This window comes from Alistipes sp. (assembly GCF_048465575.1).
GTDB lineage: Bacteria > Bacteroidota > Bacteroidia > Bacteroidales > Rikenellaceae > Alistipes.
In genome coordinates, this window is record NZ_DBFWLG010000002.1 from 54,039 (window position 1) to 68,085 (window position 14,047).

General features: G+C 62.3%; 7 protein-coding genes. All 7 read left to right on the forward strand.

Annotation, left to right across the window (positions count from 1 at the left end; all coding sequences use genetic code 11):
- The first annotated feature begins 122 nt into the window (after positions 1-122).
- The 7 genes from ACMQ11_RS00270 (at position 123) to ACMQ11_RS00300 (ending at position 14,039) form a co-directional block, all read left to right on the forward strand.
- A complete protein-coding gene (locus ACMQ11_RS00270) occupies positions 123-2,135 on the forward strand; it encodes a hypothetical protein (RefSeq protein WP_418990649.1) in 2,013 nt (670 codons plus the stop codon).
- 10 nt (positions 2,136-2,145) lie between these two features.
- A complete protein-coding gene (locus tag ACMQ11_RS00275; protein WP_418990650.1) occupies positions 2,146-4,872 on the forward strand; it encodes a glycosyl hydrolase 2 galactose-binding domain-containing protein in 2,727 nt (908 codons plus the stop codon).
- On the forward strand, positions 4,869-6,725 hold the full coding sequence (locus ACMQ11_RS00280) for an FAD-dependent oxidoreductase (RefSeq protein WP_418990651.1): 1,857 nt from the start codon (positions 4,869-4,871) through the stop codon (positions 6,723-6,725). Before ACMQ11_RS00275 ends, ACMQ11_RS00280 begins: the two co-directional genes overlap by 4 nt.
- Before the next feature lie 18 nt (positions 6,726-6,743).
- Positions 6,744-8,147: a family 43 glycosylhydrolase gene (locus ACMQ11_RS00285; protein ID WP_418990652.1), complete on the forward strand. Its 1,404-nt coding sequence runs from the start codon at positions 6,744-6,746 to the stop codon at positions 8,145-8,147.
- Between the two features lie 46 nt (positions 8,148-8,193).
- On the forward strand, positions 8,194-9,387 hold the full coding sequence (locus tag ACMQ11_RS00290) for a glycoside hydrolase family 88/105 protein (RefSeq protein ID WP_418990653.1): 1,194 nt from the start codon (positions 8,194-8,196) through the stop codon (positions 9,385-9,387).
- Between the two features lie 13 nt (positions 9,388-9,400).
- Entirely contained in the window at positions 9,401-10,702 is a 1,302-nt protein-coding gene (locus ACMQ11_RS00295; protein WP_418990654.1) for a glycoside hydrolase family 88/105 protein, read from the forward strand.
- Between the two features lie 160 nt (positions 10,703-10,862).
- Positions 10,863-14,039: a SusC/RagA family TonB-linked outer membrane protein gene (locus tag ACMQ11_RS00300; protein WP_418990655.1), complete on the forward strand. Its 3,177-nt coding sequence runs from the start codon at positions 10,863-10,865 to the stop codon at positions 14,037-14,039.
- Positions 14,040-14,047 lie beyond the last annotated feature (8 nt).

Sequence of the window (14,047 nt, forward strand, 5' to 3'; positions counted from 1 at the left end):
ATTTTTGTGTTATTAGCGACTATATTTTCTCGCTGCCGGTTTCCCTTTCATACCTTTGTTCCGACCGAAATACCCAACTTGAAACGGCGAGCCCCTGACGGCTGCCGGACCGAAAATAACCGATGAAAAAGTGCATTTCCATCCTCTTCGCATGCTGCGTGATGGCCGGTGAAACATTGGCCATGGAGGGCCGCCTCTCGCAGCGGATCACGCTTAAAACCCCCGGAAATCCCGCTGTAACCCACGATCTCAGGGAATCCGCAGTGGGGGGGGGAATTTTAGAGGCTGACCGCGAGCTCCCGCTCATCGTCCGGCGGCAAAAAACCGAGACGGACAACGAGATTCGGATCGTCCTCACCCTGACGGCCAGCGAACTCCTATATTATAATGTAGAGCAGTCGTTCCGCACCGGCCTGACCCATGCGGAGTGCCTCTTCTACATGCCCGGGTTCTGGTATCACAAGAACCTGCGCTCCCCGAAAACAGCCCCCTCGTTCCACACCAGCGACAGCTGGCAGGTGCGCGAAGACCGCCTGAGCACGCCGCTGACGGGTGTCTACGACCAACAAACGGGCGCTTGGTACACGGTGCTCCGCACCGATACGCCCGACTGCGAGGCGCTCGCGTGCCACAACTACGGCGAGGTCATCCTCTCGGGCCGAACCTCGCTGGGCTTCACCGGTTTCCGCAACGCGGACGCACGCGCCGCGCTGGTCTTCGGATTTCCGTACAGCGAGGCTCCGTACTCTTATATCCGCAAGCTGACCCTCGCGCCGGCGGTCCAGGCGTTCGAGAAGCTGGAGAAAGGCCAGACGCGCCGCCTGACGTGGACGATCCGCAAGGGCAGCAGCCCCTCCTACTCGTCGTTCGTCGCCGCGGTGTGGAACGACTCGTTCGACACGCTCGACCCCCGGCCCATCGACCCGCGCTACACACCCGACGAAGCCAAGGCTATTCTCTCCGAGTATTTTTCGCGCAGCTATGTCGGCAACTATCCGCTCAAGTTCACCTCCGGCGTGGAGCTGCGCACGGCCGACTGCCAAAGCACGGACATCGCCGAGGTGGGGTTCGTGGGCCGCGTGCTGCTCAACGCGTTCAACGCGCTGGAATATGCCGAGGCGAACGGCCGCGAGGAGCTGGCGGCCGAGGCCAGGTCGATCTTCGACAGCTACCTGCATCACGGATTCACGCCGGGCGGTCTGATCCGCGAGGTGGTCGATTTCAAGCGGGAGCGCGAAGCGGACGTGTACAGCATCCGCCGCCAGTCGGAGGGCATCTATGCGCTGCTGAGCTACCTCGACTACGAGAAGCGCCGGGGCCGCAGCCACCCCCGCTGGGAGGCCCGCATCCGAACCCTGCTCGATAAGTTCCTCGCGCTCCAGAACCCCGACGGCAGCTTCCCCCGCAAGTTCCGCGACAACCTGGCGGTCGTCGACGCTTCGGGCGGCAGCACGCCCTCGGCCACCCTCCCGCTGACGATGGCCCATGCCTATTTCGGGGGCGAGGCTTACCTCCAAAGCGCCCGGCGTACGGCCGGCTACCTCGAAAAGAACCTGATCTCCAAAGCCGACTATTTCTCCTCGACGCTCGATGCCGACTGCGAGGACAAGGAGGCTTCGCTCTACGCCTCGACTGCCATGTACTACCTCACGTTCGTCACCGGGGGCAGGGAGCGGCAGCGCTACGTCGACCTGTGCCGCGAGGCGGCCTATTTCGCCCTTTCGTGGTACTACCTCTGGGACGTGCCTTTCGCGCAGGGGCAGATGCTCGGCGACGTGGGCTTCCGCTCGCGCGGCTGGGGCAACGTGTCGGTGGAGAACAACCACGTCGACGTCTTCATCTTCGAATTCGCCACCGTGCTCGATTTTCTCGCCCGGGAGTGCGGCGAACCCCGGTTCGCCCGCATGAGCGACGTGATCCGCAGCTCGATGCTCCAGCTCATGCCCGTCGAGGGGTCGCTGTTCGGGATCGCCCGCACGGGCTACTATCCCGAGGTCGTGCAGCACACCGCCTGGGATTACGGCAAGAACGGCAAGGGCTTCTACAACGACATCTTCGCGCCGGGCTGGACCGTGGCCTCGCTCTGGCAGATGCTCTCTCCCGACCGCGTCGACCGTTTTTTCGCCAACCGATAAACCACCGATCATGGCACGAATTCTTCTGCTTCTTCTGATGCTCGTCCCGCTGGCCGCTCCGGCGCAGCAACCCCTCAAAGAGCGCGAAACGATCTGTACCCTGACCTCGAAAGCGGGCCACGGCGGCCTGTTCGACTGGAAGATGAAACGCGCCGACGAGGTGGGCGTCCGCTCCGAAGAGGTCTCCTCGGCCGCGCTTTCGACCGCCGACTGGCTGCCCGCCGTGGTGCCGGGAACGGTGCTCAATTCGCTCGTATACGACGGCGTCTATCCAGAACCCTACTACGGGCTGAACAACAAGCTCGAATCGAACCTCATCCCCGACCTCTACCGGGTCGGACGCGATTTCTACACCTACTGGTTCCGGACCGGCTTCCGGCTCGACAAAGAGGCATACCGCGGCCGGAAAATCTGGTTGCAGGCCGACGGCATCAACTACCGTGCGGAAATCTGGCTCAACGGCCACCTGGTAGGCAATATGGCCGGCATGTTCGAGCAGCGCGTCATAGACATCACCGATAAGGTTACGTTCGAGAGGGAGAATATTTTGGCCGTAAAGGTCTACCCCGTGGATATGCCCGGCACGATCCGGCCCAAGGGCGGCAAGTCGTTCGGCGCCAGCGGGGAGTTCCAGAACGGCGGCAACGGTGAGATCGGCCGCAACGTCACGCAACTGATGACCGTCGGGTGGGATTTCTACTACCTCGACGGCATCCGCGACCGCAACACCGGCATCTGGCGCGACATCTCCCTTTTCTCCACCGGACGCGTGCGGCTGGAACACCCGTTCGTGAAATCCGAACTGGCCAAACCCGGTTACGATACGGCGCGCCAGACCGTCTCGGTCGAGGTGAGCTATCCCGACTACATCCCGCAAAACGCCCGGCGCAAGGCTCGGGTCATCGGTGAAATCCCCGGCGAGGGCATCCGCTTCGAAAAGGAGGTGTCGCTCTACCGCGGCGAGGTCAGGGAGGTGGTCTTCACCCCCGAGGAGTTCCCGCAGCTGGTGATCCGCAATCCGCGCCTGTGGTGGCCGCTGAACAAGGGGGCGCAGGAGCTCTACGACCTCACGCTCAAGGTCGAGTTCGACGGCAAGGTCAGCGACTCGATCTCGACGCGCTTCGGCATCCGGGAGATCGCCTCCACGACCGCGACGCCCGACAAGTCGCGCACGTTCCTTGTCAACGGCCGGCCGCTCTTCATCCGGGGCACCAACTGGCTGCCCGAAGCCATGCTCCGCACCTCGGACGAACGCACCTGTGCCGAGCTGCGCTACACGGCCCAGGCAGGCGTCAATCTCATCCGCTTTTGGGGCGGCGGCATCACCGAATCGGACTACTTTTTCCAGCTCTGCGACTCGCTGGGCATCCTCGTCTGGCAGGAGTTCTGGATGACGGGCGACACCAACCACCCGAACGATCCGGGCATCTACTACTCGAACGTCATTTCCACCGTCAAGCGCATCCGCAACCACCCCTCGCTGGCCTACTACGTCTCGTCGAACGAGAGTACCGAAATGCCGCAAATGGAACGGCTGCTCGAGGAGCTCGACGGCACGCGCGGCTACCAGATGCAGTCCGAATGCGGCGGCATACACGACGGCAGCCCCTACAAGCAGGTCAACATCATGAGCCACTACGAGGACAAGGCCTCGCCGCGCGGCAGCCGCGTCAACGGCTTCAACCCCGAATACGGCGCCCCATGCCTCCCGACGGTCGAATGCCTGCGCGAGATGATGGACGAAAAGGATCTGTGGCCCATCGACAAGGCGGTCTGGGACTACTCCGACGGCAACGGCTTCCACCTCATGTCGACCCTCTACGCCGACATGACCAACGAATACGGACCCTCGCAAACGATCGAGGAGTTCGCCGAAAAGGCGCAGTTCCTCGGCGCCCTGAACTACAAGAGCATCTGGGAGGTCTGGAACTACAACAAGTTCGGCTACGGCGACCGCTATACCTCGGGATTCCTCTACTGGTACCACAACTCGGCCGTCCGGCAGGTCGCCGGGCGCATGTGGGACTGGTCGCTCGAACCCACCGCGGCGCTCTACGCCGCGCAGAACGCCTGCGAACCCCTCCACCCGCAGTTCGACTACCTGAAAAATACGGTATCGGTGGTCAACGACCGCTACCGCGCCTACCGCGGCTACCGGGTTACGGCCGAGGTATACGACCTCGACATGCGGCGCATCGACACGCAGTCGGCGACGGTCGACCTGCCCGCGGACGGCGTGGCGAACGACGTGCTGACGCTCGATTTCTCGGCGTCGAAGACTCCGGTGCAGTTCATCAAGCTCAAACTCTTCGACGAGCGCGGCCGGCAGGCGGGCGGCAATTTCTACTGGCGCTCGGACAACGAATACAAGGGGGCCAACACGCTCACGGGCCCCGCGACGGCAGGATTCCAGTCACTCGAAAAACTGGCCCGGACCCGCGTCGCCGCATCGTACGCAACCTCGGTCGAGGATGGGCGCCACTACATCGACCTCCGGCTGAAAAACACGGGCCGCACCGTGGCATTTTTCACGCAGGTGCAGTGGCTCGACGCTGAGCGCAAGCCCGTGCGGCCCTCGTTCTACACCGACAATTTCCTCTGCCTGATGCCGGGCGAGAGCCGCACGGTGCGTATCGAAACGGCGCTCGACAAACTACCCGCCGAGACATACACGCTTGTCGTGCGGGGCTACAACCTCGACACGCGCGAATTCAAGGTCAAAATCCAGCGCCCGTGAAACTCCTGCTGCATATCTTCTTTCTCGTGCTGGCCTTGGGAACGCAGGCTCGCACACGCTCCTACGACGTGGTGATCGTGGGCGGAACCCCCGCGGGGATCACCGCCGCCATCGCCGCCGCCCGCGAGGGGAAGAACTGCGTCATTCTGGAGCGCTCAGCCCACGTCGGCGGCCTCCCGGTCAACGGACTGGGGGCCACGGACATCGCCACGCGGGGCGCCACGGCGGGGCTATTCGCGCGTTTCGTGGCGCTCAACAAGGCCCGTTACATCGATCGATACGGTGCAGACTCCCAGCAGGTGCGCGATTGCAGCGACGGATACCGTTTCGAGCCGTCGGTGGCGGCGGAGACCTTTGCGCGGATGCTCGCCGAGGCGGGCCCCGGACGCATTACGGTCCTTACGGGCCGCCAGTTCGACGCCGAAGCGCGCCATGTCACCAAGCGGGGCGAGCGGATCGTCTCGATCCGCATCCTCGACCGCGCGACGGGCCGGGAGGAGCACTACCGCGGCGCGGTGTTCATCGATGCGACCTACGAGGGCGACCTGGGCGCTGCTGCGGGGGTACCGTTCCGCCTCGGACGCGAGGGTGCCGACGAATACGGCGAACCCTGCGCCGGAAAGATCTACCGCTGGTGGAAGCACGGCCCCGATGCCGAGGGCACGACCTACGAGGGCGACGGGGCGATCCAGTCCTACAACTACCGGCTCTGCCTGACGGATGATCCCGCGAACCGCCTGGCGATTCCCCGCCCCGAAAATTACGACCGCAGCGAGTACGCCTCGCTGGTCGGCGACGTGCTCGACGGCCGCAACACGGACGCCCGGTACCGCAAGGCGGATTCGGCCGCGATCGCCCGCAACCGCCGGCGGATCGAAGCGGGAGAGCGTACGTCGTCCCCCGGCGACGTGTGGGGCATGTCCAAGGTGACGAGCATGACCCGCCTGCCCAACGCCAAGACCGACGCCAACAACCAGCACCTCGCCCTCATCTCCACCGACCTGCCCGAAGAGAACTGGCCGTGGCCCACGGCCGACTGGGCGTGGCGCGACCGCTTCGCGGAGCGCCTGCGCGACTACACGCTGGGCCTTTTGTGGTTCGCGCAGCACGACGAGGCGCTGCCCGCCCATTTCCGCGAAGCCTGTCTCAAATGGGGCCTCGCGGCCGACGAATACCGCGACAACGGCGGTTTCCCGCGTCAGGTCTATGTCCGCGAGGGGCGGCGGCTGGAGGGCTGCTATTTTTTCACGGCTCACGACGCCCTGCCTGTGGCCGACGGAAAGCGTCCGCCGCTCCACGGCAGTTCCATCACCGCAAGCCACTACGCCCTCGACTCGCACGCCGTGCGCAAACGCGAGCCGGGCCGCATCCACCTCGACGGCTTTTTCAGCCACCCCACGGCGGTTTACACGGTTCCCTACGGCGTGATGGTTCCCCGGAGGGTCGAAAAACTGCTCTTTCCGGCAGCCGTCTCGGGCAGCCACGTCGGTTTCTCGACCCTGCGCATGGAGCCCTGCTGGATGGCGCTGGGCGAAGCCGCCGGAACGGCCGCTGCACTGGCGGCCGACAGTCGCAGCAGCGTCCGTGAAATCCCGGTGGACGCGTTGCAGGAGCGCTTGCTTGCACACGGGGCGGTGCTGGTCTACCTGCGGGACCTCGAACCCGGCGACCCTGATTACGCCGCCGTGCAGCGGCTGGCGCTGCGGGGCTTTTTCCCAGAGTGGGAAGCCCGGCTCGACCGCCCGCTCGACCCGAGCACGGCGCGCCTCTGGAGCTCGCTCGCAGGACGCGAGATCGCGGCCGACGGCACGACCACCCGGCGGGAGTGGCTCCGCCGGATTACCTTGGATTAACTCTAAAACTAACTGAATATGAAACGAATCATCTCCTTTCTAACTGCTTTTCTGGCTATTCTCACCCTGATGCTTTGCTGCAACAATTGCAGCAAGGACGACGCCGGCAGCGGCGACATCGGGAAGCCGTACGTCCGGCTCAATTTCAGCGAACGGATGGTCTCCAACGCCGCCGGATCGCTCGAAGTGTTCGTGTCGTCGAACACCGAATGGATCGCCGAGCCGCGGAGCAAATGGCTCGGCGTGGACCGCAGCGGCGGCAAGGGCGACCTGGCGGTACGCATCACGTTCGAAGCGAACGGCACGGAGAAGCGCACGGGCATCGTCCGCTTCTCGGCCGACGGCGTCAACCCGGTCGAAATTCTCATCACGCAGTCGGCGCTGACTTTCACCAACCCCATCACCACCGGGGGCAACGTCTCCACCATGCCCGACCCCTACATCGTCCGGGACGGCGACTATTACTACACCTGCAAGGCGAGCGGCAACGGCATCGCCATCTCGCGCTCCACGCGGCTTACGGTCATCAACAGCACGACCAAAAAGTGGAGCCTTCCCTATGAAAACTCCTCGAAACCGTGGAACATCGCCGACCTCTGGGCGCCCGAGCTGTTCCACATCGGCGACCGCTGGTACGTCTACTATGCCGCCGGACGCCGCGGACAGGACGGAATAACCGGTTACGGCACCCAGCGCAGCGGCACGCTCCGCTCGAAGAGCGACGACCCGCTGGGCGAGTGGGAGGATATGGGCATGCTCTACACGGGAGACAACTACCAGCCCGGCATCAAACCCACGATCGAGAATACGGAGTACGCGATCGACCTGACCACGTTCGAACTCCGCGGGCAGCGCTACGCCGTCTGGTCGGGCAACGAGAAGACCAACAGCATCCAGCAGATCCGCATCGCCACCATGTCCAACCCCTACACCATCTCCTCTTCGCTGGTCGAAATTTCGACGCCTACGCAGTCCTGGGAGACGCTGGACGGACGGCAGATCAACGAGGGTCCCGCCGTGCTCGTCAACGAGGAGAAAGGCAAGCTCTTCATCGTCTACTCGTGCAACCCGTCGTGGACCAAGAACTACCGGCTGGCCTGGCTGATGCTCGACATGAACGACGGCGACCCGATGAATCCGGCCGACTGGCAGAAATCGAACAACTACGTCCTGTGGCGCTGCGACAACACCAAAGAGCCGGTCTCGGGCGTCAACGGACTGGGCCACTGCACGTTCACCAAATCGCCCGACGGAACCGAGGACTGGATCGTCTACCACGCCATGCGCTACTCCGACGGCGGCTGGGGACAGCGTTACCCCTTTGTCCAGAAATTCACGTGGAACGACGACGGAACGCCCGATTTCGGCGAGGGCGCCGGATGGGGCGAACCCCAGTTGCTGCCCTCGGGCGAGACGCTCTGAACGCCAAGCAATCGTAAACCAAACCGAAAAATACCACCGCAAACCGATGAAAAAATTTCTTATAGTCGCACAGACCCTGCTGCTTGTCACGGCGTTGAACGCCCAGGCGCAGAAAAGCTACGACCTGAAAAACTTTCCGAAAGGGTGCCGGCCCGAAGAGATCGGCATCCGGCTCACCGAACGCTACCTGCGGACCCCGCATTCGCACTGGGGCGACATCGCCTCGAAGCACAAGGTTACCCTGGTGACCTATCCCGATGTCTGCGCCTGGCTGGGGGCGCTGTGGTTCACCGCCGGAACCGGCAACGACTCGCTCTACAACCGGCTCGTGGAGCGTTTCGAGCCGCTGTTCACCACGCAGAAGAACTTGCAGCCCAACCTCTTTCCCAAGGATCACAACGTCGTCGATTTCTACGTCTTCGGTGCCGTGCCCCTCGAAATCTACAAGCGCAACCACGATCCGAAATACCTGGAACTGGGCATGAAATACGCCGATGGCCAGTGGGAGCTGCCCGCGAATCCCGCGCACTACAAGCAGCTGTCCGAAGCGAAAAAGTATGCCGACGAGGGCTACTCGTGGCAGACGCGGCTCTGGGTCGACGACATGTTCATGATTACCGACCTCCAGGCACAGGCCTATCTGGTCACGGGCGACAGGAAATACATCGACCGCGCCGCCCGGGAGATGGCGCTCTACCTCGACCGCATCCAGCGTCCCAACGGACTCTTCTACCACCACACCGGCACCCCCTATTTCTGGGGCCGCGGCGACGGCTGGATGGCCGTGGGCATGGCCGAGATGCTCCGCATCCTCCCCAAGGACAACCCCTATCTGCCGCGCATCCGGGCGGCCTATGAGCAGATGATGCAGACGCTGCTGCGCTACCAGGCCTACGACGGCATGTGGCGCCAGATCATCGACGACCCCAATTCGTGGAAAGAGAGCTCCTCGACGGCCATGTTCACCTATGCGATGATCCTGGGCGTGAAGAACGGCTGGCTCGACAAGAAGAGCTACGGCACGGCCGCCCGCAAGGGGTGGCTCGCGCTGCTCTCCTACCTCGACGAGAAAGACAACCTGCGCAACGTCTGCGAGGGTACGGGCGCCAAAAACAGCTTCGACTGGTATCAGAACCGCCGCCGCCTGACGGGCGATCTGCACGGACAGGCCGCCATGCTCTGGTGCGCCTATGCGCTCTCGTGCGATGTGAAACCTTACAAACCGACCCCGAAACGGTAAAACGACCGCTACCATGTACAGAATTTTGAAAACATTTCTTTTCGGATTGACTTTCGCCGTGCTCTCTCTGGCGGCATGCAGCGAAAAAGCGACCTCCGGTACGGGCGTGAAGCCCAAACCCAAGCCCGACCCGAAGCCCGATGTGGAGGAGTACGACCTGGTGAATTTCCCCGACCGCAAAGACCCCAAGACCGTAGGCGAGGGCGTCGTGGAACTCTTCCTCCGCTCGGGAAACTCCAACTGGGGCGACATGCACTCCAAGTCGAAGAGCACGCTGACCTCCTATCCGGATGTCTGCGCCTGGCTGGGAGCATTCTGGTATGCCGAGGTGTCCGGAAACAACACGCTTTTCAACCGGCTGGCGGCCAAGTTCGACCAGTTCCTCGAGGTGGACGACAAGAGCATCGAGCCCAATAAGAGCCTGGTGACGCAGATTCCCCGCACGGAGAACAACGCCGTGGATTACAACATCTTCGGTGCAGTGCCGCTCCACATCTACTACGTCAAGAAGCAGCGCGGCGCGTCCGAGGCGGAGATCAAAAAGTACCTCGATCTGGGCCTGCGCTACGCCGACCAGCAGTGGGAGCTGCCGACCGAGAAGAAATACCTGGAGAAGATGAAGAACCCGGAGTACTACCACAACCTGGGCTACTCCTACCAGACGCGCTTGTGGATCGATGACATGTTCATGATTACGGCGCTTCAGGCGCAGGCCTACCTGGCGACGGGCGACGAGAAATACATCGAGCGGGCCGCCAAGGAGATGATCCTCTACCTCGACGAGCTGCCGGGCGAGAACGGAATTTTCTACCACGCTCCATCGGCCAGGTTCTTCTGGGCCCGCGGCAACGGCTGGATGGCCGTCGGCATGCCCGAGATGCTGCGGATGCTCCCCAAGGCCGCGAAATACGACGTCTATCGCAACCGGATTCTCGCCGAATACAGGAAGATGATGGCCACGCTGAGCGCCTACCAGTACGAGAGCGGCCTGTGGGGACAGCTCATCCATCCCAATGAGGGCGACATGTGGGAGGAGACCTCCGGATCGGCCATGTTCACCTACGCGATGATCCTCGGGGTGAAGAACGGCTGGCTCGACGAGCAGACCTACGGTGCCGCGGCCCGCAAAGGGTGGCTGGGATTGCAGAACTACCTGAACACCAATTTCGAGATTCGCAACGTCTGCTGCGGAACCGGAGCCGGTTCGAGCTACGCCTACTACCGCGACCGGGAGAAATACACCGGCGACCTGCACGGACAGGCTGCCCTGATGTGGTGCGCCTATGCCCTGACCGAGCTGGCCGCCGAACAATAAACCGAACGAAAATGAACCTGAAACTACCTTGCATGCCTATGAAGAAAACTCAGCAGACCGAATGAAAGCGCATTCGGCCCGGGGCGGAATCCACCATCCGGACCGCGGGCTTTTCGGCCCGAACCAACCCGAATCATCATCAATCAATCAACCAAACCGTATGGAAAAACTTTATAAAACAAGCATCCGGAGTGCCGGCATCCTGAAAAGCGTGCGCCTCGCCCTGCTTCTCGCGCTGTTTCTCACGGTGAGCGTCGGTGCCGTCCACGCGCAGGGCGCCTCCTCCGTGACAGGGAAACGACGCATCACCGGAACCATCACCGATACCGACGGAGCACCGCTGGTCGGCGCCACCGTCTATATCAAGGACACCAACGTCGGAACGACGACCAACACCGACGGACTCTACGTCATCGACGTGCTGCCCAAACAGCAGATCACGGTCAGCTACATCGGCTACCTGTCGCAGACCCTGCCCACCGACGGCCGCGAGGTCTTGAATATCAAATTGCAGTCCGACACCGACCTGCTCGAAGAGGTCGTCGTCATCGGCTACGGCAAGCAGAAGCGTCAGGCGATGGTCAGTTCGATCGCCACCGTCGGGTCGCGCGATCTGATGCAGTCCTCGACGAGCAACCTGACGAGCAACCTCGCGGGCCAGCTCGCCGGTCTGATCTCCATCCAGCGCAGCGCCGAACCGGGACGCGACGACGCCGAGTTCTGGATTCGCGGCATCAGCACGTTCAAGGGCGGAACCAAACCGCTGGTCTTGGTCGACGGCATTCCCCGTGAGATCAACAACATCGAGCCGGATGAAATCGAAACGTTCAGTATCCTCAAGGACGCCGCCGCGACGGCCGTCTACGGCGCCGAGGGCGCCAACGGCGTCATCCTCGTAACCACCAAGCGCGGTACGATCTCCCGGCCCAAAATTTCGTTCCGCATCGAACAGTCGATCGCCTCGCCGCAGCGCCTGCCCGAGTTCGTCGATTCGTGGGACTACCTGGAACTGGCCAACGAGGCCCGCTCGAACGACGGACTCACCCCCACGTTCAACTCCAGCCTGATCCAGCTCTACCGCGACCGCGCCGACAACGACCTCTATCCCAATACGCAGTGGATCGACGAACTGGTCCGCAAGGCCGTCCACAGCCAGCGCTACACGCTCAATTTCCGCGGCGGCGCCGAGAACGCCAAGTATTTCGTCTCGATGGCCTACTACCAGTCGGACGGCGTGTTCAAGGAGAATCCTAATGGAAAGTATGACAGTAATTTCGGTTTCGAGCGTTACAACCTGCGCAGCAACATCGACCTCAAGGTGAGCAAGACCACGCGCCTGGGCGTCGACCTCTCGGGACAGTTCGTGCACCGCCGTACGGCCAACCGTTCGGCCGACGACGTCTTCAGTTTCATGCTCCACACGCCGTCGTACCTCTTCCCGGCCATTTACAGCGACGGCACGCTGGCCACCTACGAGAAGCAGGCCGACTCGAACAACCGCAACCCCTACAACATGCTCTACAACCAGGGATACCGCCAGGAGTGGGGCGTCAAGATCCAGTCGAACATCAAGCTGGAGCAGGACCTGAAATTCATCACCCCGGGCCTGAGCGTCCGCGGCAGCGTCAGCTTCGACTACGACGGCAGCTCGCAGACGCTGCGCGACTACTGGCCGAGCCTATACCACGCCAGCGGCCGCGACGCCGAGGGCAACCTGATCTTCACCACCACCGCGTCGGGATCGCCCGAAATTTCGGACCCCAAATTTACCTCGACCAGCTACCTGCGTAAGATCTACATCGAGGGCGCCATCAACTACCAGCGCACGTTTAACGACGTCCACAACGTCTCCGCCATGTTGCTCTACATGCAGAAAGAGCAGCAGAAGAACGATCCGGTGCTTCCCTTCCGCAAGCAGAGCATCGTGGGCCGTGTGACCTACTCATACGACAACCGCTATTTCATCGAGGGTAACTTCGGCTACACCGGCAGCGAAGCTTTCGCCCCGAAGTACCGCTTCGGCTTCTTCCCGGCCGTCGGCGTCAGCTATTTCATCTCCAACGAGAAATTCTATCCCACGGGGTTGAAACGGGTGATGAACAACGCGAAGATCCGGCTCTCGATGGGCCGCACGGGTAACGACGACACGGGAGCCGCACGCTTCCTCTACCGTGCGACGTTCAACACCGAGGGCCATACGTTCAACCAGGGCATCGGAACTTCGGCCTCGAACGGCATGGGAGCCGGCATCTACGACCTGCGCTTCATCAACAACGACATCCGCTGGGAGATCGAAACCAAGCGCAACGTCGGTCTCGACCTGGGCTTCTTCGACAACCAAATCGAACTGACGGCCGATTATTTCAACAACCGCCGCGAGAGCATTCTGCTGGAGCGCAACACGATTCCCGGCGTGGCGGGCTTCCACGCCAAACCGTGGCAGAACTACGGTATCGTGAACAACTGGGGCATCGACGCCAGCCTGAACGCCCGCCACGATTTCGGCAAGGTCCGCGTCAGCGCCCGCGGTACGTTCACGTTCGCGCGCAACAAGATCATCGAATACGACGAGCTGAACCAGCTCTACGACTACCAGCGGATCACCGGCACGCGCTTCAACGAGAACACGCTCTACATCGCCGAGCGCCTCTACACCGAGGACGATTTCATCCGCACGCTCAATCCCAACGGGACCTACTCCTACGAGCTGCGTCCGGGGCTTCCCACGGTCGCCTTGCAGGGAACCCTCGGCCCGGGCGACATCAAGTACGCCGACCTGAACCACGACGGGGTGATCGACAGCGACGACAAGAAGCGCGGCGTGGGCCACCCCTACAACCCCGAGATCAACTACGGTTTCGGATTCAACGTCGAGTACAAGGGTTTCTACGTCAGCGCTTTCTTCCAGGGTACGGGCAACTCGTCGGTGCTGCTGGCCTCGGGCAACAACCATTTCTGGCCTTTCAACTGGTACGAGGACAAGTCCAACTACCGCACGTTGTTCCTCGACCGCTGGACGGCGGACAATCCGCGCCAGAATGTCACCATGCCGCGTCTGCACAGCCATTACAGCCACAACGTCAACAAGGAACCCAGCACGTGGTGGCTCCGCAGCGGCAATTTCCTGCGCTTCAAGAACCTCGAAATCGGCTACAACCTGCCCAAGACGTTCCTGCGCAAACTGCGGCTCGACGCCGTGCGCGTCTACATGCTGGGCAACAACCTCTGCGTCTGGGACGACATCGAGTACTGGGACCCCGAGCAGGGCAACCGCAACCAGGGCATGAGCTATCCCATGTCGCGCACTTTCACCCTGGGACTCGAAGTCAACTTCTAATCTAAGGA